Raw genomic sequence first — 19,886 nt, forward strand, 5'->3', positions numbered from 1 at the left:
CATGCATGTCGGGCCTCGCGCCCCTCGCGGCAAGCCCTTACCGCGTCGAAAGCTTCATCAGCACGAGCCCGCCCACGATCATCAACGCGGCAAGCACGCGCATCGGGCTGATGCTTTCGCCCAGCACCGCGACGCCAACCAGAAACGCGCCCACCGCGCCGATCCCGGTCCAGACCGTATAAGCGGTGCCGAGCGGCAACGACTTCATCGAGATCGACAGCAGCGCAAAACTCGCGATCATCGCCATGATGGTGACGATGCTTGGCGCAAGCCGCGTGAACCCGTCCGACTGCTTCATGGAGAAGGCCCAGACGACCTCAAGCAGCCCCGCGATTCCAAGATATACCCAGGCCATGACGGCGCTCCTCTTCAAAAGAGCCGGGCCGTCCCGGACTTCTACCCGTGAAGGGGGAGGACGTGGCCTCGCGGGCGCCTATCTGGCGCTGTCGGCTTCAGCGGTCAAGCTGCGTTGAAGTTACCAGATATTGGTATATATTGGCATCAATGGAGGCGACATGGCGCGAAATACATCAATCTCTCTCGGCGAACATTTCAGCGGCTTTATCGATATGCAGGTCGGCAGCGGCCGCTATGGTTCTGCGAGCGATGTCATACGCGCGGGATTGCGACTTCTCGAAGAACGCGAGGCAAGGGTGCGCGCATTGCAGGCTGCGCTTGCGGAAGGGGAAGCCTCAGGCGATCCGCGACCCTTCGACAATACGGCTTTCCTGAACCGGATGCGCGCCCGGCATGGCGGGTAGAGCATCGCGCGGAAAAGTGGGAACCGGTTTTCCGCAAAAAGCGATGCGACAACAAACAGCTAGGGGCGGAGGTTTCCGCCTGACGCCGCGCGCCGAAGCCGACCTCGAAGACATTTTCGCTTACACGGTCCAGCGCTGGTCGGTCATGCAGGCCGAAGACTATCATGCGGGTTTGATGGCGGGGCTGGAAAGACTTGGCGAGGGTAAGCGCTCGGGACGCCCAGTCGAAATCCTGGGCGGATATCTCAAATACGTGGTCGGCTCACATCTCGTCTTTTATCGCGAAACCGAAGCCGACATTGTGATTGTGCGCATCCTTCACCAGCGGATGGATGTGGAGCAGCACCTCGAATAGTCGAGCGCTACCGCAACCGCGCGATGCTGAGACCGTCCGCCTTGGCGCGATCCTTCACCGATTCCTCGCTGCGTGTCAGCGCCTTGGCGATCGCCTTCAACGCCATGCCCTTCTTCGCCAGCGTGTGCAGCTTGTCGATCTCTGCGGCGGTCCAGGGCTGCTTGTGGCGTTCGAAGCGTTCAGCCATTGCCGTTACTTCGCCGCCTTTTTCTTTGCGGGAGCCTTTTTCGCCGGGGCCTTCTTCGCGGCCGTTTTCGCGCCGCTCTTCGCGGGCGCTTTCCGTTTGCCCTTGCCCTTCGCCGGGCCCTTGGCCGCCTTCTCGTCGATGAGCGTGGCTGCGGCTTCCAGTGTCAGCGCCTGCGGGTCGGTGCCCTTGGGCAGCGTCGCGTTGGTTGTGCCGTCGGTGACGTAGGGGCCGTAGCGGCCGTCCATCACCTTGATCGCGGCGCCCGATGTCGGGTGCGCTCCGAGTTCCTTCAGTGCGGCGGGGGCTTTGCGCTCAAAGCCCTTCTTCTGCTCGGCCAGTTTCACGACGGCGGCATTCATGCCGATTTCGAACACCTCAGCGGTCGAAGTCAGGCGCGCATATTTGCCCTCGTGCATCAGATAGGGGCCATAGCGACCGATCGAGGCGGTGATCGGCTGCCCTGTCTCCGGGTGCGTTCCCACCTCGCGCGGCAAAGCGAGCAGCTTCACGGCCATGTCGAGTTCGATCGTCGCCGCGTCCACGTCGCGCGGGATCGAGGCGCGCGGCGGCTTCTCGCCTTCGCCGCGCTGGATGAACAGGCCGAAGCGGCCCGATCGGATGGTGATCGGCTCGCCCGCGTCTTCGCCCAGCAGACGCGGCTGGTCGCCGCCTTCGCCCGTGCCGTTGCCGTTGCCGTTTTCGCTCGCGAACGGCCGCGTGAAGCGGCACTCGGGGTAGTTGGAGCAGCCGACGAACGCGCCGAACTTGCCGGTCTTCAGGCTCAGCCGCCCGTTTCCGCACACCGGGCAGACACGCGGGTCCTTGCCGTCGCCGGTATCCGGGAACAGCAGCGGCTCCAGGAATTCGTCGAGCGCCGTCGTCACCTCGGAGGGTTTCAGCTCCAGGATCTCGGCGGTCTTCGGCTGGAAGTCCTTCCAGAAGGCGTGCAGCACAGCCGTCCAGTCGATGCTCCCGGCGGAAATCTCGTCGAGCTGCTCCTCAAGCCCCGCCGTGAAGTCGTAACTCACATAGCGTTCGAAGAAGCGTTCGAGGAATGCGGTGACGAGCCGGCCCTTTTCCTCGGGATGGAAGCGCTTCTGCTCGATGCGCACATAGGCGCGGTCCTTCAGCACCTGCAGGATCGAGGCGTAGGTGGAGGGACGCCCGATGCCGAGCTCCTCCATCTTTTTCACGAGGCTCGCTTCCGAATAGCGCGGGGGCGGCTCGGTGAAGTGCTGGTCGGCATGCGCGCCCTGGATCGCGGGCGTGTCGCCCTTTTCGATCTTGGGCAGGCGCTTGCCGTCGTCGCCCTCTTCGTCGTCGGGATCGTCGGCGGTTTCCTGATAGAGCGCCAGGAAGCCCGGGAAGATCGTCACCTGTCCGGTCGCGCGAAGATCGGCGCGGCCGTTCTTGTCCTTCAGGTCCACGGTCGTGCGTTCAAGGTTCGCGGCGGCCATCTGGCTTGCCAGCGTGCGCTTCCAGACCAGCTCGTAAAGACGGGCCTCGTCGCCCGAAAGCCCGGCCTTCGCAGGGCGACGGCGCATGTCCACGGGGCGGATCGCCTCGTGCGCTTCCTGCGCGTTCTTCGCCTTGGTCGTGTAGAAACGCGGCTTTTCGGGCAGGTGGCGTCCGGTGAAGTCCTCGGCGATCACGTCGCGCGCGGCGGCGATGGCTTCGGGCGCCATGTCGACGCCGTCCGTCCGCATGTAGGTGATGAGCCCGCTTTCATACAGCGTCTGCGCGGTGCGCATCGTCTGCGTCGCGGAAAGTCCCAGCTTGCGCGCGGCTTCCTGCTGCAATGTCGATGTGGTGAAGGGCGGGGCGGGGTTCCGCGACACCGGCTTCTTCTCGACCGACGCGACGACATAATCGCCCGCGGCCACGTCTGCGCGCGCCTCGTTCGCCAGCGCCGCGTTGTTCAGCGAGAACTTGTCGAGCTTGTTGCCCTGCCAGTGTGTCAGCCGTGCCGTGAAGGTCTGTCCGGTCGCGGTCTGGAACTGGCCGTCGACTGTCCAGTATTCGCGCGACTTGAACGCCTCGATCTCCCGCTCGCGCTCCACGACGAGCCGCAGCGCCACCGATTGCACGCGCCCCGCCGATTTGGCGCCCGGCAGCTTGCGCCACAGCACGGGGGAGAGCGTGAAGCCGACGAGATAGTCGAGCGCGCGGCGCGCCCGGTAGGCGTCGATCAGCGGCGTGTCGAGCTCGCGCGGGCTCGCCATCGCCTGCGTCACGGCGGTTTTGGTGATCTGGTTGAAGGTCACGCGCTGAACCTTCGGCGGCAGCGCCTTCTTCGCCTTCAGATGCTCATAAAGATGCCAGCTGATCGCTTCGCCTTCGCGATCAGGGTCGGTCGCGAGGATCAGCGTATCGGCGGTCTTCGCGCTGTCGGCTATCTCTTTCAGCTGGCGCGATCGGTCGGCGGAAACCTCCCACTTCATGCTGAAGTCATGGTCGGGGTCGACCGATCCGTCCTTGGGCGGCAGGTCGCGGACATGGCCGTACGAGGCCAGGACCTTGTAGTCCGAACCCAGATATTTGTTGATCGTCTTCGCCTTCGCCGGGGATTCGACGATCACAAGTTGCATGTGGAGACCCTCACCGACCTCATAGGGTCGGGGCCGTTACACTGCTTTGCCGGGGCGCCGCAAGTCCGGTGGCGGAAGAAACTCGGCGATCACCCCGGAAGGGCGGCACAGTTTCGCCCGCTTTCCGTCGATCACCACGGGCCGGTTGATGAGGATCGGGTTCTCGTGCATCGCGGTGATGATATGCTCCTCGGAAACGCCGGGTTCGAGGAGGCCGAGCTCCTTCGCCAGCGGCTCCTTGGCGCGCAGCAGCTCGTGCGCCGCCATGCCCGATTTCCGCAGCACATCCTCGATTTCCGCGCGGCTCGGCACGTCTTCCAGATACTCGCGGAGGTCGAAGGGGATGGCGTGCTCGTTCAGATAGTCGCGCACATTGCGGGCGGTGCCGCAGCGGGGATTGTACCAGACGATAACGCGCATCATGCCTCCACTTGCCTCAGATTTCACCGGCCCATACACCGGGCCTGCGATCATACCATAAAAGTTCGCGTTCGAGTTCATAGGCGAGCGCAAGGAGCCTCGCCTCGCCCCCCGGCGCCGTCGCGAACTGGATGCTGATGGGGATGCCGTCCTTCGATTCGCCGATCGGCAGCGCGATCGAGGGGACGCCCGCCACATTCTCCACGCCGGTGAAGCCTGCATAGGCGATCAGCCGTTCGCGCTGCTCGGGCCACGGGATCGTCGGCGCGATGTAGCCGATAGGCGCGGCAGGCTGCCCCAGCACCGGCGTCATGTAGATGTCGATGTCCTTGAACTGCGCGCGGTACGAAGCCATCGCCTCGTCGAGCGCTGCCGTGGAGACCTGCATCTGCTCGGTCGTATAGGTTGCGGCCTGCGCCGCCATGGTCAGCGTCAGCGGCTCCAGCAGCGTCGAAGGGTCGACCCCCGGCGCCATCTTGGTGATCTCGGCGACGACCTGTCCCGCACCTGATTCCCACAGCGCCATGAAGGCGGGGATCACCACGTCACCCTTGTAGGGTGCCGGCACGTCCTTCACCTTGTGGCCGAGCTTCTGAAGCAGCGCGGAGGCCTCGCCGAACACGCGCTGAACCTCTTCATGCGGCAGGCCGCCCGACGGGTGGTTGAGCCGAAGCCCCACGCGCAGCCGGTCCTTCGATGGTCCGGTCACGAGCGGCGCTTCGGGGAAGGGGATGCCTTCGCCCTTCGCCTGCGTCGCATGGAACCACGCCGCCGTATCGCGCACGGTACGCGATACGCAGCCCTCGACGCCAAGGTGCGTCGCCACGTCCGGTGATGCGGCATCGCCCGCCATCCGCCGACGCGAGGGCTTGAGGCCCACAAGCCCGCAGCAGCTTGCCGGGATGCGGATCGATCCGCCGCCGTCGTTGGCATGCGCCACCGGCACCACGCCCGCCGCAACGGCCGCCGCGCTGCCGCCCGAAGAGCCGCCCGTCGAATGGTCGAGGTTCCAGGGATTGCGCGTCACGCCCGTCAGCAGCGGCTCGGTCGTTGCGGTGATGCCGAATTCGGGCAGCGTCGAGCGGCCGATGGAAATGAAGCCCGCCGCCTCGATCGCCGCCGGATAGGCGTCGGTGTTGTCGGCGACCGTCCCGGCGAGCGCCCGGCAGCCCTGCGTGTAGGGCAGGCTCTTCTGGTGGACATTGTCCTTGATCAGCGTCGGCACGCCCGCGAGCGGGCCTTTGACGCCGTTCGCCGCCATTTCGCGGGCACGCTCGAAGTTCGGAAGCTTCACGGCGTTGATTTTGCCGTTCACGCTTTCCAGCCGCTTGATCGCGGTCTCGACCAGCGCGGCGGGTTGCGCCTTGCCCTCGCTTACGGCTTTCGCCTGCGAAACGGCGTCCGTCCAGTTGCTGGACGGCGCCTTGGCCGACGTCGTCTGGCGACACGCGGAAAGCGCGGCAATCGCCGCGCCCGTTCCCAGAAAACCGCGGCGTGAAACAAAGGCCATACGAAACCTCCCCCGAATCAGACGGCTGACTGTCTCAGCCACCGCGCCGGTATGCAATCTGGCAGATTGAGAGGGGTGGTCGCTCAGCCCTCGCGCCGCTTCTCCAGCCAGCTTTCCAGCCACTTGATCGTGTAGTCGCCGTTCTGGAACTCGGGGTCTTCGATCAGCGCCTGATGCAGCGGGATCGTCGTTTTGGGGCCGGAGATGATGTATTCCTCCAGCGCGCGGCGCAGCCGCATCAGGCAGTCGTTGCGGCCCGATCCGTAGACGATCAGCTTGGAGATCAGGCTGTCGTAGTTCGAAGGGATGCGATAGCCGTCGTAGAGCGCGCTATCGACGCGCACATGAAGGCCGCCCGGCGCATGATAGTGCTCCACCTTGCCGGGCGAGGGCGCGAACGTCGCCGGGTCTTCGGCGTTGATGCGGCACTCGATGGCATGGCCCGCGAAGCGGATATCTTCCTGTTTCACCGAAAGCGGCAGCCCCGCCGCCACGCGGATCTGCTCCCGCACGAGATCGATGCCCGTGATCATCTCGGTGACGGGATGCTCCACCTGCAGGCGGGTGTTCATCTCGATGAAGTAGAAGCGCCCGTCTTCGTACAGGAACTCGATCGTGCCCGCGCCGCGATAGCCGAGGCCCGCGATCGCCTTGCGCACGATCTCGCCCATCTCCGCGCGCTGCGCTGCATTGAGCGCGGGCGAGGGGGCCTCCTCCAGCACCTTCTGGTGGCGGCGTTGCAGCGAGCAGTCGCGCTCGCCGAGGTGGACCGCGTTTCCGTGCGTGTCGCCGAACACCTGGAACTCGATATGGCGCGGATTGCCGAGGTATTTTTCAAGGTACACGGTGTCGTCGCCGAACGCGGCCTTCGCCTCGGCGCGCGCCTGCGCGATCAGCGTGCCGAGCTTTTCGGGGCTGTCGACGACCTTCATGCCGCGTCCGCCGCCGCCCGATGCGGCTTTCACCAGCACGGGATAGCCGATCTCGAACGCCACCGTTTCGGCTTCCGAAAGGTCCGTGATCGGCCCGTCGCTGCCCGGCACGAGCGGCAGGCCGAGGCGCGCGGCGGTGCGCTTTGCCTCCACCTTGTCGCCCATCATGCGGATATGCTCGGGGCTCGGCCCGATCCAGGCGAGCTTGTGCTCTTCCACGATCTCGGCGAAGCGCGCGTTCTCGGACAGGAAGCCGTAGCCCGGGTGGATCGCGTCCGCGCCCGTGATCTCGGCGGCCGATATGATCGCCGGGATGTTGAGGTACGATTCGGTCGCGCTCGGCGGCCCGATGCACACGGCCTGGTCGGCAAGGCGCACGTGCATGGCGTCGGAATCGGCGGTCGAGTGGACCGCGACCGTCTTGATGCCCATTTCATGGCACGCGCGATGGACGCGAAGCGCGATTTCGCCGCGGTTCGCGATGAGGATCTTGTCGAACATCGTTATTCGATGACCACCAGCGGCTGATCGTATTCCACGGGCTGTTCGTTCGCCACGCAGATCTTCACGACCTTGCCGGATTTGGGCGCCTGAATCGGGTTCATCACCTTCATGGCTTCAACGATCAGCAGCGTGTCACCCGCCGAAACCGTGGCGCCTTCCGTCACGAACGGCGGCGCGCTGGGGTCGGAGGAGAGATACACGGTGCCCACCATCGGCGACTTCACGGCGCCGGGGTGGCTCTTGAGGTCGGCCTGGGCCGGTGCGGCTGCCGGAGCGGCGGCAGGGGCGGCCGGGGCTGCTGCGACCGCAGCCACCGGCGCCGCGGCGACAACGCCGCTTATCTGCCGCGCAACGCGGATCTTGCGCCCTTCGTCCTCAACCTCGATCTCGGTGAGGCCTGTTTCATCCAGCAATTCCGCGAGCTGGCGCACCAGCTTCGTATCGACGTTCATGCCCGTCTTACCATTGGTCACGTTGCGTCCCCGATGTTGTTGTTCTGTAAGGTCTTAAAGTTGTGCGGCGGCGTCGAGCGCCAGCGCATATCCGTGGATACCGAAACCCGTGATCGATCCCTTCGCGACCGGCGCCACATGGCTCAGGTGGCGGAAGGCCTCACGGGCGTGAGGGTTGGAAATATGGACTTCGATGACCGGAACCGCAATCGCCTTGATGGCGTCGCGGATCGCGATCGACGTGTGCGTATAGGCTCCGGCGTTCAGAATCACGGCCTTTGCCCCCCGCGAAGCCGCCTCGTGAAGCCAATCGACGAGGTGCCCTTCGTGGTTCGACTGGCGCACGTCGACTTCAAGGCCGAGCTCTTTGGCCCGGTCCTCCAGCATCACCGCCACGTCATCAAGCGTGTCGGCGCCGTATATCTCCGGCTCGCGCGTGCCGAGCAGGTTGAGGTTCGGCCCGTTGAGGACCAGCACCAGCGGCGTTTCTGCCATTCGAAGCCCCTTTGCCCCAGACACTGGCCTGCGGCGAAAGCGGTCCTTATATGGACGCTCCGCGCCACAGGGAAGCCTGAGAAGAATAAGGACCGATGACCATCAGCATCACCGTGAACGGCGAACTGCGCCGCATCCTCCCCGGCGCCAGCATTGCGGCGCTTGTAGCCGAGCTGGATCTTGATCCCAGGGCCGTGGCCGTGGAGCGCAACCTCGAGATCGTCCCGAAGTCCGCCTATGCCGACATCGCGCTTGCGGACGGCGACCGGCTGGAGATCGTGCATTTCGTCGGTGGCGGCAGCGCTGGCGGGAGCGAGGACGACGGCTGGGAAGTCGCCGGACGCCGGTTCTCCTCGCGCCTGATCGTGGGCACGGGCAAGTACAAGGATTATGCGGTGAACGCCGCAGCGGTCGAAGCTTCGGGCGCTGAGATCGTTACCGTCGCCGTGCGCCGCGTGAACCTCACGGACCGTTCGCAGCCGCTTCTCACCGATTATGTCGATCCGAAGCGCTATACATATCTTCCCAACACGGCGGGCTGCTTCACGGCGGATGAGGCGATGCGCACGCTGCGCCTCGCGCGCGAGGCGGGCGGCTGGAATCTTGTGAAGCTCGAAGTTCTGGGCGAAGCGAAGACGCTCTATCCGGATATGGAGCAGACGCTGCGCGCGACGAAGGAGCTCGTGAACGACGGCTTCGATGTCATGGTCTACTGCGCGGACGATCCCATCGCCGCGAAGAAGCTGGAAGACGCGGGCGCCGCCGCGATCATGCCGCTGGGCGCGCCGATCGGTTCGGGCCTCGGTATCCAGAACCCGGTGATGATCCGCCTTATCGTCGAGCAGGCGAAGGTGCCCGTGCTCGTCGACGCGGGCGTCGGCTGCGCGTCGGATGCAGCGGTCGCGATGGAACTCGGCTGCGACGGTGTCCTTATGAACACGGCGATCGCCGAGGCGAAAGACCCGGTGATGATGGCGGGCGCCATGCGCCGCGCCGTAGAGGCCGGGCGTCTCTCCTACCGCGCTGGAAGGATGCAGCGTCGGCTCTACGCCGATCCGTCCAGTCCACTCGGCGGGTTGATCTGACGCCTGCGACGAACCGCGGAACCCCTCAGCCGTCCCAAGCATTCTCCTGATGTGCGCATCCCCCGACGCACAGTAATTTCAGGAGTGAACATCATGGGTGAACTCAAGGATCGCGCGAAAGGTCTCGCCAACGAGGCCGCCGGCAACGTCAAACAGGCGGTCGGTCGGGCCACCAACAACCCGCGTCTCGAAGGCGAAGGCATCGCCCAGGAACGCCGTGGCGAAGTCCAGAACGCAAAAGGCAAGGTGAAGGGCGCCCTCGGCGACCGCATCTGACGCCTTGTGCGTGAGGGAGACGGCCGGGTCCCTTCGGGCCCGGCCGTTTTCTATGTTATGATCCGCGGCGCTCATGCTTGCGGAGGCAAAAATGTCGGATACACCAGAGCTTACCGGCGTAACCCCCCATCTCACCATCCGGGACAACAAGGCGAAGGACGCGATAGCGTTCTACGAAAAGGCATTCGGCGCGCAGGAGCTTTTCCGTCACCCCGCCGACGACGGCGTCCGTCTCATGCATGCGCGTCTCGCGATCGCGGGCGGCGGGTTGATGCTCCACGACGATTTTCCCGAAATGATGGGCGGCAAACCGTCGGGCCCTCCGGCCTGCGTCGTGCTTCACATCGAAGTCCCCGATGCCGATGCGGCGTGGGAGCAGGCCGTCGCGGCGGGCGCCACGGTGCGCTTCCCGCTCGACAACCAGTTCTGGGGACAGCGCTACGGTCAACTCGCTGACCCGTTCGGCCACGTCTGGTCGATCGGCGGTCCGCTCAAACCCTGAACCAGCGTCGTCCCTCCCCCGTCGGGACAGAGGGACGACCGCGTCCTAGAGCTTGGCCATCGTCAGCCAGTCTTTCTTCCCCATCCACGCCTTGGCGAACGCCGTGCGCGTGGCTGTCGCGCCCGCGCTATCTCCCGTGCGCGCCTGCGTTTCGCCGAGGCCCCACAGCGCCCAGGCATTGCCCGGATACTGCACCAGCGCCTTCTGGAACGCGGCTTCGGCGCCCTTGTAGTCGCCGGCCATGTAGAGCGCACCGCCAAGCGACTGGTTGACGGGATAGTACCAATAGGGGGGCTCGGTGTAGTTCACCCGCGTCTCCGCCTCGGCGCCCTTGCGGTAGAAGGCGATCGCCTCCTTGTAGCGCTTCTTCGCCATTGCCTGCCGCCCGAGCGCGACGTTCTCCGCGACCTCCAGAAGCGCCGGAACCGGCACCAGCCCGTCGGTCAGCGGCTTCCAGTCGGTCGTGCGGCCGATTTCACGCATCGCATCAAGTTCGGCCTTGAAGCCTTTGTCATTCCTTGCATCTGCCTGTGCCACAGCGCGGGCGTAGCGCCACATGGCCTGCACATAGGGCAGGCGCGGATCGGGCGCGGGCAGCGCCATGATCTCCTTCGGCGTCGCGAAATGCGCGTAGGCGAGATAGGGCGCGGCATCCACCGGTTGCACGAACGGGATCGTCACGGTCACGTCGGGGTTCAGCAGCTCGCGCAGCTTCGTCGCCTGCGAGACCGCCGTCTCCATGTCGCCCGCCATCTGCGCGGCGCTGACGATGAAGTGGATATTGTGCGGATAGTAGCCGAACCGGTAGATGCCCGCGAGCGGGGAGGATTTGAGATAGTCCTCATCGGCCTTCGCGGCATCCACATTGACGCGGATTGCATCGGCATAGCGCCCGACGCGGTAGAACAGGTGCCCCGGCATGTGGACGAGGTGGCCAGCCGCGGGCACCAGCGGCTTCGAAAGCCGGTCCGCCGCCGCTTCCGCCTGCGCAGGGCGCGCCGAGGCTTCGAGCAGGTGGATATAAAGATGCGCCGCCTGCGGGTGATACGGATCGCGCGCCATCACCTGCTCAACGAGCCGGATCGCGGGCACCATATGCGGGTAGGGGGTCAGCCCGCCCGGCTCCCAATAGTCCCACGGCGAGGACGTCATCGCGGATTCCGCCGCGAGCACGCCGATGTCGTTGTCCATCGGGTACGCGGCTGCCACTTTCATCATCGCCGCCGAAAACGCCTTATCGAGGCCGCTGCGGTCAGCGGGCGGGGTTTCCGCGTAGCGGGTCTGCAGCGCCTCGATCAGTGCGCGCTCGCGCGGGCTCACCTTGTCCTTCGCCGCCACGGCCTTCTGCAGCGCCGCCCAGGTCGCCTCGTTGGTCGAAGGGTCCATCGGCGCGTTGACGTTGGAGCCGTGCGAATAGGCCTCGCCCCAGTAGCACATCGCGCAGTCGGGGTCGCGGCGGGCGGCGGCACGGAAGGCGCGGATCGCCTCCTGATGGTTGAAGCCGTAAACCAGCATCAGCCCCTGGTTGAAGTAGGCCCGGGCCTCGGGGCTCTTCGTCGTGATCTGGAAGTTCGTACTGCCCAGCCCCTCGTAGAGCGGCGGCTCGCTGTCGAACTGCGGCAGCGTGTTCGCCATCGCGTACTGGATGCGCTGCGGCAGCAGAGAGCGCTTCTTGCCCTGGCCGCAGGCCTGGCTGAACGCGGTGGCCGGGTTCAGCAGCCGCAAGGCTTCAGGCGTCAGGGTTGCGGAAGCGGGAACGGCGGCGGGTATGGCTGCAAGCGCGGCAAGCGAGAAAACGGCAAGGGGAACGCGAGTGGATATGCTCATGGCAAACCTCCTGTTTGCGCGGGTTGCCCCGCGCTGCTCTTCCTCGCACCGCGACGAATACAGGATCACAAAAGGCGGATCAATTCCGCCGCCGCCCTTCACGCGAGGATGGGTTCGAACTCACGCAACACATCAATGTAAAGCTGCCGTTTGAACGGCACGATCAGATCGGGGAGCGTAGCAGGTTTTGCCCACTTCCACTCACTGAATTCCGGGTGCTCGGTTTCGATGTCGATATCGCTGTCCTTGCCGGTGAAGCGCATCACGAACCATTTCTGCCGCTGTCCGGCGTAGCGGCCCTTCCAGATCTTGCCGATCAGGTCGTCGGGAAGGTCATACCAGTGCCAGCCCCTGCTCTCGGCGATGATCTCGGCCTTGGTCGTGCCGATCTCTTCGCCGAGTTCGCGCACTGCCGCCTCCACAGGCTCTTCGCCGGGGTCAATGCCGCCCTGCGGCATCTGCCAGGCCTCCGCGATCATATCGAGCCGCTTTGCCACGAAGACGTGCTTCTTGGTGTTGAGCAGCATGATGCCGACGCAGGGCCGATACGGGAGCCCGGAGGGGTGGACGCGTTCGCTCACTCGGCGGCGGCTTTCATCATGGTGAGGTCGGCGCCCGCCTCGTTGATGATGTCGCGCAGCACCGACAGGCACCCGGCGAGGTCGCCCTGCGCCGACGGGATCGCCTGCCGCAGCGTCATGCTGCCGTGGATCTGGCCCTTGGCTTCGCGGAACACCGTCGGCACGCCGCTCGCGATCAGTTTCGCGGCATAGGCGCGGCCCTGATCGCGCAGCGGATCGAGTCCGCAGGTGAAGACGAGCGCGGCGGGCTGGTTGTCGAGCGCCGGCGAATGCAGCGGCGAAGCGCGTGGATCGGTATGGTCGGGGAGATTCCCGATATAGTGGCGCATGAACCACGCCATGCTCTCTGCGGTCAGCAGATAGCCGTCCGCGAAGTCCTCCATCGATCCCGTGTTCGCGGTCATGTCGACGCCCGGATAGATCAGCCACTGCGCGATGATCGGCACCGGCATCTTTCCGGAGAGTTCCTGTGCCACGATGGCCGCGAGGTTGCCGCCCGCGCTGTCGCCCGCCACGACGATGCTCGTCACCGCGTGCCCGATCTCCTTGGGCGAGGCGGCCGCCCAGCGCGTCGCGGTAAGGCAGTCCTCGCCCGCCGCGGGGAACGCGTGCTCGGGAGCGAGCCGATAGTCGACCGAAATCACGGTGATGTCGAGGCTGCGCGCGATTTCGGCGCACAGGCCATCGTGCGTTTCGAGGTCGCCGACCACCCATCCGCCGCCGTGGAAGTACATCAGCACGCTCTGCGGCGCGCCGCCCGCCGCGCGCGGGCTGTAGAGCCTCAGCGGAATGCGGTCGCCGTGCGGGCCGTCGATGGCAAGGTCTTCCACCCGCGCGATCTCGCCGCGCGGCGCTTCGGCCATCTGCACCATCATGCCCATCATCTGGCGGGCCGTGCCGGGATCAAGCTCGTGCAGCTTCGGCCCGGGCTGCGCATTCAGCATATCGAGGAACGCCTGCACGTCTGGACGAACGAAACTCATCGCCGATTCTCCCTCCCAAATGGATTTGGCGCGGACTATCCGCTGAGGCGCGCTCCGCCGCAAGTCGCGCTATCGAGAGGATGGTCAAGCAAGCCTGACCTTGGGAGCCTCACATAAAATCTACTTTGCGGGCACGGGCTCGGGGGCTTAGAGATTCCCCGAACAAGCATACACAGTCCCGGGACCGCCAATGGCAACCAAGCTTAAAGACCCCATGCCCACCGAGGGCGCGGCGATCGCGCGTGACGCGGTCGTTGTTCGTTTCGCCGGAGACTCCGGCGACGGCATGCAGCTCACCGGCGGGCAGTTCACGCTGTCCACCGCGCTCGCGGGCAACGACCTCGCGACCTTCCCGGATTTTCCGGCGGAAATCCGCGCGCCGCAGGGCACGACCTTCGGCGTTTCGGCATTCCAGATCAATTTCGGTTCCACCGCGATCGAAACTGCGGGCGATGCGCCCGACATCCTCGTCGCGATGAACCCTGCCGCCTTGAAGACGAACCTCAAGGCGCTGCGTCCGGGCGGGCTCATCATCGCCGACACCGGCGAGTTCAACGCCCGCAACCTCAAGAAGGCGGGCTACGAGGTCGATCCGCTGACAGACGGCAGCCTTGCCGACTATCAGGTCGTCGCCTTCGATATCTCCGCGCGCACCATGGAGTCGGTCGCCGACTTCGGCCTCGGCAACAAGGAAGCCCTGCGCTGCAAGAACATGTGGACGCTCGGCCTCGCGCTCTGGATGTTCGATCGCGACCGCCAGCCGCTCATCGATTGGCTGAACGCCAAGTTCTCGAAGAACCCGGTCCTCGCCGACGCGAACATCGCCGCGCTCAACGCCGGTCACGGTTACGGCGAAACGGCGGAAATGGGCACGTTCGCGCGCTATCATGTCGATGCCGCGCCTGCCGAGGCGGGTCTCTACCGCACCGTCACGGGCGCGGAGGCGCTGAGCCTCGGTCTCGTCGTCGGCGCGAACCTCGCGCATCTGCCGCTGTTCTTCGGCTCGTACCCGATCACGCCCGCCTCCTCGATCCTGCACACGCTCGCGCGTCTCAAGGAGTACGGCGTCACCACCTTCCAGGCCGAAGACGAGATCGCCGCGATCTGCGCCGCGATCGGCGCGTCCTATGCGGGCCAGCTCGGCATCACCTCGTCGTCCGGCCCCGGCATTGCGCTGAAGGGTGAAGCGCTCGGCCTCGCGATCATGACCGAACTGCCGCTCGTCATCGTGAACAGCCAGCGCGGCGGGCCGTCGACGGGCCTTCCCACGAAGACCGAGCAGTCGGATCTCTATCAGGCGGTCTACGGCCGCAACGGCGACGCGCCGCTCGCCGTGATCGCCGCCCGCTCACCGTCCGATGCGTTCGATGCCGCGATCGAGGCCTGCCGCCTCGCCGTGCGCTACATGACCCCGGTGATGCTGCTGACGGACGGCTACATCGCCAACGCCGCCGAGCCGTGGAAGGTGCCGGACATCGGCACCTATGAAGAGTTCCCGGTGACGTTCCACGAGGAACTGCCGCCAGAGGGCACGGAGCTGAACCCCTACGCCCGCGACGAAAAGCTCGCGCGCGTCTGGATCAAGCCCGGCACGCCCGGCCTGATGCACCGCATCGGCGGCATCGAGAAGAGCTACAATTCGGGTCACATCGATTATTCGCCCGAAAACCACCAGAAGATGACCGACACGCGCAAGGCGAAGATCGACGGCATCGCCAACGACATTCCGGAGCAGGACGTCTGCCTCGGCGCGCCGGGCGAACGCCTCGCCGTCGTCGGCTGGGGATCGACCTTCGGCCCGATCCATCAGGCCGTGCGCCGCGCCCGCGCGAAGGGTGCGAGCGTTGCCCACATCCACGTCCGTCACATCTGGCCGCTGCCCAGAAATCTGGGCGAACTTCTGAAGTCTTACGACCGGATTCTCGTGCCTGAAATGAACACCGGCCAGCTCAAGACCGTGCTGCGCGATCAGTATCTCGTGGATGCGAAACCGCTCAACAAGGTCTCCGGCCAGCCCTTCAAGATCGCCGAGATCGAGGCCGCTATCGAGGGAGCCCTCGCATGAACGTCCAGACCCCTTTGAAGCCCGCCGACTTCGCCACCGATCAGGAAGTGCGCTGGTGCCCCGGCTGCGGCGACTATGCCATCCTGAAAGGCGTGCAGCGCACGATGGCGGAGCTTGGCGCGCGGCCTGAAAACACCGTGTTCGTCAGCGGCATCGGCTGCTCGTCGCGCTTCCCGTACTACATGGCGACCTACGGCTTCCACACCATCCACGGCCGCGCGCCCGCCATCGCGACCGGCGTGAAGCTCGCCAACCCGGAACTCGACGTGTGGCTCGTCACCGGCGACGGCGACGGCCTGTCGATCGGCGGCAACCACATGCTGCACCTGCTGCGCCGCAATCTCGATTGCCAGGTGCTGCTGTTCAACAACGAGATCTACGGGCTCACCAAGGGCCAGTATTCGCCCACCAGCCGCGTCGGCACGCGCACGCCCACCTCGCCGTTCGGTTCGGTGGACCGTCCCGCGAGCCCCTGCGCCTTCGCGATCGGCGCGGGCGCACGCTTCATCGCGCGCTGCATCGATACCTCGCAGAAGGAAATGCCCGGCATCCTGAAACGCGCCCACGCGCACAAGGGCACCAGCTTCGTCGAGCTCTACCAGAACTGCATCGTCTACAACGACGCGGTGTTCGAGCCGTTCACCGCGAAGGCGAATGCCGCCGAGAGCCAGATCTGGCTGGAACACGGCAAGCCGATGCTGTTCGCGGGCGGCACCAAGGGCCTCACGCTCAACCGTCAGGAACTCCGTCTGGAGGTCGTCGAGGTTGCGGACGGCAACTGGGAAGCTGCGGGCGTCATCGTCCACGACGAAACCAACAAGGGCGTCGCGCAGATGCTGGTGGACATGCCGTTCCCCGGTTTTCCGATCGCGCTCGGCGTCATCTTCTGCTCGCCCGCGCCCAGCTACGAAAGCGCACTCGTCGAACAGGCGAAGACGCTGACGCAAGGCAAGATCGCCGACCTCTCCGCGCTGATCCGCAAGGGCCAGACGTGGGAAGTCGCCGAAAAGCGCGACTGAGCCGAGCGGGCGGGGAGGGCAGACCCGCATGGCCGAACTCATAAACCTCCGCCAAAGGCGCAAGGCAAAAGCCCGCGCCGAGGCGGAGGTCAAAGCCGCCCAAAATCGCCACCTTCACGGAAGAACCCTCGCCGAAAAACGCGCGGCGAAGGACGAAGCCACGCGTCTGGAAAAGCACGTCGAGGCGCACAAGCGCGAGGACTAACCCCGCGTTCCCACCCGTCATACCGGCGAAGGCCGGTATCCATGCAACGGTCAAATGGGCGCCAGCCTACGCTGTGAAGACCATAGGTCTCACCTGTTGCGATACCAGCGGACAGGTTGCCGCCTGTCCTTGCCTAGCCAACGGAATACGCGAACGTTAACGCTCACCAGCAGATGTAGAGAGCGTGTGCGATCAATATAGTTGCACAATCGGAGCAGGCGATCAGCGCTAAGCTCCTTTGGGACGCTGGCTCTGATTGTCCACTGCGTGGCAGAAACACGAGTAGGAATGGACACTTTAAACCCATGTAGCCTGAGAAGACGCGCGATGCCGCCAACGTCGGGAAGAGAAGCTCTGAAGCGAAACAGGCTTGGTCGTTCATCGCGCTTAGACCTTCTCAGGCGATGTCTTTTTCGCTTCTCATAAGTCCAAGGTTTCACGGCAATTCGCTCCCGAGTTAAGCGAAAGTCGAAGGGCGACACAAAACAGTTGAAGCAACAACAATCGGCAACATCTTCTAATCGTACAACCCCAACCTTCCAAAATAGGAACACCTGTGCCTCCCTCCGGCACATGAACCAACCCCCCGCATCCCTTGCACCCCACCCGAAAACCCAGCGCCACGATGGCTGGACGCCCGAACGCCAGCGCATCTTCCTCGAAAAGCTCGCTGAATGCGGCACCGTGCAGGATGCCTGCCGCGCTGCGGGGATGAGTCCCGCAAGCGCCTATGCGCTGCGTCAGCGGGCGTCCGGCGCGCTGTTCGCGCTCGGCTGGGCCGCGGCGCTCCGCCATGCGCGGGAGCGGCTGGCGGACGAGCTTCTCTCCCGCGCCATGCACGGCTGCACCGAAACGGTGGAGCGCGGCGACGAAATCATCACGCGCCACCGGTTCGACAACCGCTTGTCGATGGCCATGCTCACCCGGCTGGACCGCGAGGCGGAGAAGTTCGACGATGCCGCGCGTACTGTCACTGCCGTCGCGGAGGATTTCGAGGCGCTGCTCGATTGCGTGGAAGCGGGCGATACGGAGGCCGAAGCCGCGTTCGTTGCCGCGCACCGGCCGGCGCCGTGCGCGTCTCCGAATGCGCCGTTTAAGGTTCCGTTTGTCGACAGCGAGCTCATGCTCTCACTCGCCGCAGCGGATCGGCTGCGCGCCTATGCCGCGATGCGCCCCGAAGACATCGACACGTCCGATCTCGATCCCGGCGCGTTCGGGGCGTGGAGCACAGACCAGTGGGAACGCGCCTATCGCAGCGGTCTTGTGGATGCGATAGGGCAATTCGATGCGGAAGAGGACGACGAGGACGATGTGGACGACGAGGGCGCCGGTCCCGGCGAAACGCCCTGGCATGTCTCAACTTCGTCAACTTCGGCCTGAGCGTTTCGGCCCTGTCGCAGGGGCGGCTGAAAAACCTGCGGGGGAGTTCGGCGCTGCCGCGCGTATCCCCTCTCGATGCTGCAGGTGAATAGGGGCGCCGAGCGATCGGACGAGCCCGGGGGGCTCATGGTTGCCGTGCAAAACGGCGACGAGGATGCTTTTCGCCTGCTCACAAGGCGCCTTTACGGGCCTGCGATCGGCGTCGCGACCAAGGTTCTCGGCGACCGCAGCGAGGCCGAGGATGCGGTGCAGGCGGCGCTTGTGAAGCTGTGGCGGCAGGCGGCGTCGTTCGATGCGGGCAAGGCGAAGGTGGAAACCTGGTTCCGCCGCATCGTGGTCAACGCCTGTATCGATCGGAAACGGTCGCTGAAGCCGGTGCAGCCGCTCGAACTGGTGGCTGAGCGGGCGAGCGACGCGCCCGATCCGGAGGAGCTGGCGGGGCAAAGCGCCCGGTCGCGGCGGATATCCGAGGCGATGGGGCATCTGCCCGCGCGGCAGCGCACCGCCATCGCGCTCTTCTATGGGGAGGGCGCGACGATGAACGAGATTGCCGAGGCGCTGGAGACGACGCCGAAGGCTGTGGAGGGATTATTGGCGCGGGCGCGCGCCGAGCTTGCGGAGCGGCTTCGGTCGCTGGCCGATGAGGTGAAGTGATGGAACGGGGAAGAGTGATCGAGATCATCGAGGCTTACGGCGGTTCCCCCGCCGCGTGGCCCGAGGATGAACGCGCGGCGGCGGAGCGGCTTGCCATGACGGATTCGGCGCTGATCGCCCTGATGAACGATGCGCGCAGTGTGGATCGGCTGCTGCGTGATTGGGCCTGCGAACTCGTCCCGACGACCGATGCGGAGGCCGATGCCGCCGCGGAGCGCGCGCTTGCCGAGGTTTACAGGTCTGGCGCGCCGCGTCGCTGGTGGATGCGTGCCGCGTTCGGCGGTGCGATTGCCGCGTCGCTGGCGATTGGCGCCGTGCTTTTGTCGCGGCCCGATGCCGTGCCGACTCCCGTGCAGGCTCCAAAGCCGGCTGTTCAGGTCGCGCTCGGGGAACTGCCTGGCGAGGATGCGCAGGCGGCGCACGACATGCTGGTGTGGGGAAACGTATTCACGCCCACGCCTGAAGAGGAGATGGTGTTATGAGAATGGCGCTGGCAGGCGCGATGCTGGCCGTGGCCGCGTTCGGCGCGGCGGCCGCTTCCGCGGGCGATGATGTCCGCGCGCAGCGGCAGACGTATCGCTTCGAATGGAAGGCGCCGTTCGCGGATATGTCTCCGCAGGGCGCGGCGATCATTGCAGAGGCGATGCAGGCGCAGCGCATGCCCTCCAATGCCGAGGAGGTGCGCCGGGCGCGCCAGAAGGTGCTCGATCTGATTTCGGCGGAAAAGCTCGATCTCGATGCGATCCGCAAGGCGCAGGCGGAGGAGAGGTCGCTCGCGATCAAGGAGCATGCCCGCGCGCAGGAAAAGATGCTGAAGGCCTATCAGCGGCTGTCGCTGCAGGATCGCCGCGCCTTCGCCGAAGGGATGCGCGAGCAGGAGGAGCGCATGATGCAGCACCTCGCCCGCGCCCGCGAACGCATGAGGGACGCGCAGGAACGCAGCCGCATGGATGCGGATCGCATGAAGCGCGAGATGGAAAAGATGCGCAAGGAGATGCTGCGCAATGCCAAGGAAACCGGCAGTCTCTGGATCGTGATCCCTCCGGTGCAGCCGGTTCCGCCCGTCGTTCCGCCCGAACCGGTCGATCCCGACCGGCACGGCTGA

General features: G+C 65.5%; 23 protein-coding genes. 12 read left to right on the plus strand and 11 right to left on the minus strand.

All coding sequences use genetic code 11. From position 1 onward, the window contains the following. Nucleotides 1–37 precede the first annotated feature (37 nt). Entirely contained in the window at nt 38–355 is a 318-nt protein-coding gene (locus tag DFR51_RS04260; RefSeq protein WP_121047767.1) for a DMT family transporter, read from the minus strand. Between the two features lie 160 nt (nt 356–515). Between DFR51_RS04260 and DFR51_RS04265 the strand changes: the two genes are divergently transcribed. Further along, nucleotides 516–761, plus strand: coding sequence for a type II toxin-antitoxin system ParD family antitoxin (locus tag DFR51_RS04265; protein WP_121047768.1), 246 nt, complete (start codon nt 516–518; stop codon nt 759–761). Continuing rightward, nucleotides 751–1,116, plus strand: coding sequence for a type II toxin-antitoxin system RelE/ParE family toxin (locus tag DFR51_RS04270; RefSeq protein WP_197723593.1), 366 nt, complete (start codon nt 751–753; stop codon nt 1,114–1,116). Before DFR51_RS04265 ends, DFR51_RS04270 begins: the two co-directional genes overlap by 11 nt. Before the next feature lie 7 nt (nt 1,117–1,123). On the opposite strand, the gene DFR51_RS04275 is transcribed toward DFR51_RS04270, so the two are convergent. From DFR51_RS04275 to aroQ, 7 genes are all read right to left on the minus strand, one after another. Continuing rightward, entirely contained in the window at nt 1,124–1,303 is a 180-nt protein-coding gene (locus tag DFR51_RS04275; RefSeq protein ID WP_121047770.1) for a hypothetical protein, read from the minus strand. 5 nt (nt 1,304–1,308) lie between these two features. Continuing rightward, the gene (gene topA, locus DFR51_RS04280; protein ID WP_121047771.1) at nt 1,309–3,891 is read right to left on the minus strand and encodes a type I DNA topoisomerase; all 2,583 of its coding nucleotides are present in this window, start codon (nt 3,889–3,891) and stop codon (nt 1,309–1,311) included. 36 nt (nt 3,892–3,927) lie between these two features. Further along, complete coding sequence (locus DFR51_RS04285) at nt 3,928–4,311, minus strand: arsenate reductase family protein (RefSeq protein WP_121049752.1); 384 nt, start codon at nt 4,309–4,311, stop codon at nt 3,928–3,930. A 16-nt stretch (nt 4,312–4,327) separates the two neighbouring features. Continuing rightward, on the minus strand, nt 4,328–5,821 hold the full coding sequence (locus tag DFR51_RS04290) for an amidase (RefSeq protein WP_121047772.1): 1,494 nt from the start codon (nt 5,819–5,821) through the stop codon (nt 4,328–4,330). Between the two features lie 83 nt (nt 5,822–5,904). Further along, complete coding sequence (accC, locus tag DFR51_RS04295; protein WP_121047773.1) at nt 5,905–7,254, minus strand: acetyl-CoA carboxylase biotin carboxylase subunit; 1,350 nt, start codon at nt 7,252–7,254, stop codon at nt 5,905–5,907. Between the two features lie 2 nt (nt 7,255–7,256). Beyond that, nucleotides 7,257–7,709 (minus strand): acetyl-CoA carboxylase biotin carboxyl carrier protein, encoded by a 453-nt coding sequence (gene accB, locus DFR51_RS04300; protein ID WP_121047774.1) that lies wholly within the window; start codon nt 7,707–7,709, stop codon nt 7,257–7,259. Nucleotides 7,710–7,763: 54 nt separating this feature from the next. Beyond that, nucleotides 7,764–8,204 carry a type II 3-dehydroquinate dehydratase gene (gene aroQ, locus DFR51_RS04305; RefSeq protein ID WP_121047775.1) on the minus strand — a complete coding sequence of 147 codons (441 nt, stop codon included), beginning with the start codon at nt 8,202–8,204 and terminating at the stop codon, nt 7,764–7,766. 95 nt (nt 8,205–8,299) lie between these two features. On the opposite strand from aroQ, the gene thiS reads away from it, so the two are divergent. From thiS to DFR51_RS04320, 3 genes are all read left to right on the plus strand, one after another. Continuing rightward, the gene (gene thiS / locus DFR51_RS04310) at nt 8,300–9,289 is read left to right on the plus strand and encodes a sulfur carrier protein ThiS (protein ID WP_121047776.1); all 990 of its coding nucleotides are present in this window, start codon (nt 8,300–8,302) and stop codon (nt 9,287–9,289) included. A 93-nt stretch (nt 9,290–9,382) separates the two neighbouring features. Further along, nucleotides 9,383–9,565 carry a CsbD family protein gene (locus tag DFR51_RS04315; RefSeq protein WP_121049755.1) on the plus strand — a complete coding sequence of 61 codons (183 nt, stop codon included), beginning with the start codon at nt 9,383–9,385 and terminating at the stop codon, nt 9,563–9,565. Between the two features lie 91 nt (nt 9,566–9,656). Next, nucleotides 9,657–10,067, plus strand: coding sequence for a VOC family protein (locus DFR51_RS04320; protein WP_121049759.1), 411 nt, complete (start codon nt 9,657–9,659; stop codon nt 10,065–10,067). A gap of 45 nt (nt 10,068–10,112) precedes the next feature. Here DFR51_RS04320 and DFR51_RS04325 read toward each other — a convergent pair whose 3' ends face one another. The 3 genes from DFR51_RS04325 to DFR51_RS19120 form a co-directional block, all read right to left on the minus strand. Next, complete coding sequence (locus tag DFR51_RS04325) at nt 10,113–11,894, minus strand: tetratricopeptide repeat protein (protein ID WP_121049762.1); 1,782 nt, start codon at nt 11,892–11,894, stop codon at nt 10,113–10,115. A gap of 98 nt (nt 11,895–11,992) precedes the next feature. Continuing rightward, nucleotides 11,993–12,475, minus strand: a complete 483-nt coding sequence (locus DFR51_RS19115) for an RNA pyrophosphohydrolase (protein ID WP_276330556.1) — start codon at nt 12,473–12,475, stop codon at nt 11,993–11,995. After that, nucleotides 12,472–13,458, minus strand: coding sequence for an alpha/beta hydrolase (locus DFR51_RS19120; protein WP_197723595.1), 987 nt, complete (start codon nt 13,456–13,458; stop codon nt 12,472–12,474). Before DFR51_RS19120 ends, DFR51_RS19115 begins: the two co-directional genes overlap by 4 nt. A gap of 190 nt (nt 13,459–13,648) precedes the next feature. Here DFR51_RS19120 and DFR51_RS04335 point away from each other — a divergent pair, with 190 nt between their 5' ends. From DFR51_RS04335 to DFR51_RS04365, 7 genes are all read left to right on the plus strand, one after another. Next, nucleotides 13,649–15,523 (plus strand): 2-oxoacid:acceptor oxidoreductase subunit alpha, encoded by a 1,875-nt coding sequence (locus tag DFR51_RS04335; protein ID WP_121047777.1) that lies wholly within the window; start codon nt 13,649–13,651, stop codon nt 15,521–15,523. Beyond that, complete coding sequence (locus DFR51_RS04340) at nt 15,520–16,542, plus strand: 2-oxoacid:ferredoxin oxidoreductase subunit beta (protein ID WP_121047778.1); 1,023 nt, start codon at nt 15,520–15,522, stop codon at nt 16,540–16,542. Before DFR51_RS04335 ends, DFR51_RS04340 begins: the two co-directional genes overlap by 4 nt. 28 nt (nt 16,543–16,570) lie before the next feature. Continuing rightward, a complete protein-coding gene (locus DFR51_RS04345) occupies nt 16,571–16,747 on the plus strand; it encodes a DUF4169 family protein (RefSeq protein WP_121047779.1) in 177 nt (58 codons plus the stop codon). Nucleotides 16,748–17,320: 573 nt separating this feature from the next. Further along, the gene (locus DFR51_RS04350) at nt 17,321–18,127 is read left to right on the plus strand and encodes a hypothetical protein (protein WP_121047780.1); all 807 of its coding nucleotides are present in this window, start codon (nt 17,321–17,323) and stop codon (nt 18,125–18,127) included. A gap of 126 nt (nt 18,128–18,253) precedes the next feature. After that, the gene (locus DFR51_RS04355) at nt 18,254–18,781 is read left to right on the plus strand and encodes an RNA polymerase sigma factor (protein WP_160119161.1); all 528 of its coding nucleotides are present in this window, start codon (nt 18,254–18,256) and stop codon (nt 18,779–18,781) included. Next, nucleotides 18,781–19,263 carry a hypothetical protein gene (locus DFR51_RS04360; RefSeq protein ID WP_121047782.1) on the plus strand — a complete coding sequence of 161 codons (483 nt, stop codon included), beginning with the start codon at nt 18,781–18,783 and terminating at the stop codon, nt 19,261–19,263. The genes DFR51_RS04355 and DFR51_RS04360 overlap by 1 nt, the downstream gene beginning before the upstream one ends. Continuing rightward, nucleotides 19,260–19,886 carry a periplasmic heavy metal sensor gene (locus DFR51_RS04365; RefSeq protein ID WP_121047783.1) on the plus strand — a complete coding sequence of 209 codons (627 nt, stop codon included), beginning with the start codon at nt 19,260–19,262 and terminating at the stop codon, nt 19,884–19,886. Before DFR51_RS04360 ends, DFR51_RS04365 begins: the two co-directional genes overlap by 4 nt.

The organism is Sphingosinicella microcystinivorans (assembly GCF_003634215.1).
In the GTDB taxonomy this organism is placed as follows: Bacteria; Pseudomonadota; Alphaproteobacteria; order Sphingomonadales; family Sphingomonadaceae; genus Sphingosinicella; species Sphingosinicella microcystinivorans.

Bases quoted from the DNA above. Each gene is read 5' to 3' on its own strand.
- DFR51_RS04260 (WP_121047767.1), bottom strand. From the start codon at position 355: ATGGCCTGGGTATATCTTGGAATCGCGGGGCTGCTTGAGGTCGTCTGG.
- DFR51_RS04265 (WP_121047768.1), top strand. From the start codon at position 516: ATGGCGCGAAATACATCAATCTCTCTCGGCGAACATTTCAGCGGCTTT.
- DFR51_RS04270 (WP_197723593.1), top strand. From the start codon at position 751: ATGGCGGGTAGAGCATCGCGCGGAAAAGTGGGAACCGGTTTTCCGCAA.
- DFR51_RS04275 (WP_121047770.1), bottom strand. From the start codon at position 1,303: ATGGCTGAACGCTTCGAACGCCACAAGCAGCCCTGGACCGCCGCAGAG.
- topA (WP_121047771.1), bottom strand. From the start codon at position 3,891: ATGCAACTTGTGATCGTCGAATCCCCGGCGAAGGCGAAGACGATCAAC.
- DFR51_RS04285 (WP_121049752.1), bottom strand. From the start codon at position 4,311: ATGCGCGTTATCGTCTGGTACAATCCCCGCTGCGGCACCGCCCGCAAT.
- DFR51_RS04290 (WP_121047772.1), bottom strand. From the start codon at position 5,821: ATGGCCTTTGTTTCACGCCGCGGTTTTCTGGGAACGGGCGCGGCGATT.
- accC (WP_121047773.1), bottom strand. From the start codon at position 7,254: ATGTTCGACAAGATCCTCATCGCGAACCGCGGCGAAATCGCGCTTCGC.
- accB (WP_121047774.1), bottom strand. From the start codon at position 7,709: ATGAACGTCGATACGAAGCTGGTGCGCCAGCTCGCGGAATTGCTGGAT.
- aroQ (WP_121047775.1), bottom strand. From the start codon at position 8,204: ATGGCAGAAACGCCGCTGGTGCTGGTCCTCAACGGGCCGAACCTCAAC.
- thiS (WP_121047776.1), top strand. From the start codon at position 8,300: ATGACCATCAGCATCACCGTGAACGGCGAACTGCGCCGCATCCTCCCC.
- DFR51_RS04315 (WP_121049755.1), top strand. From the start codon at position 9,383: ATGGGTGAACTCAAGGATCGCGCGAAAGGTCTCGCCAACGAGGCCGCC.
- DFR51_RS04320 (WP_121049759.1), top strand. From the start codon at position 9,657: ATGTCGGATACACCAGAGCTTACCGGCGTAACCCCCCATCTCACCATC.
- DFR51_RS04325 (WP_121049762.1), bottom strand. From the start codon at position 11,894: ATGAGCATATCCACTCGCGTTCCCCTTGCCGTTTTCTCGCTTGCCGCG.
- DFR51_RS19120 (WP_197723595.1), bottom strand. From the start codon at position 13,458: ATGAGTTTCGTTCGTCCAGACGTGCAGGCGTTCCTCGATATGCTGAAT.
- DFR51_RS04335 (WP_121047777.1), top strand. From the start codon at position 13,649: ATGGCAACCAAGCTTAAAGACCCCATGCCCACCGAGGGCGCGGCGATC.
- DFR51_RS04340 (WP_121047778.1), top strand. From the start codon at position 15,520: ATGAACGTCCAGACCCCTTTGAAGCCCGCCGACTTCGCCACCGATCAG.
- DFR51_RS04345 (WP_121047779.1), top strand. From the start codon at position 16,571: ATGGCCGAACTCATAAACCTCCGCCAAAGGCGCAAGGCAAAAGCCCGC.
- DFR51_RS04350 (WP_121047780.1), top strand. From the start codon at position 17,321: ATGAACCAACCCCCCGCATCCCTTGCACCCCACCCGAAAACCCAGCGC.
- DFR51_RS04355 (WP_160119161.1), top strand. From the start codon at position 18,254: ATGGTTGCCGTGCAAAACGGCGACGAGGATGCTTTTCGCCTGCTCACA.
- DFR51_RS04360 (WP_121047782.1), top strand. From the start codon at position 18,781: ATGGAACGGGGAAGAGTGATCGAGATCATCGAGGCTTACGGCGGTTCC.
- DFR51_RS04365 (WP_121047783.1), top strand. From the start codon at position 19,260: ATGAGAATGGCGCTGGCAGGCGCGATGCTGGCCGTGGCCGCGTTCGGC.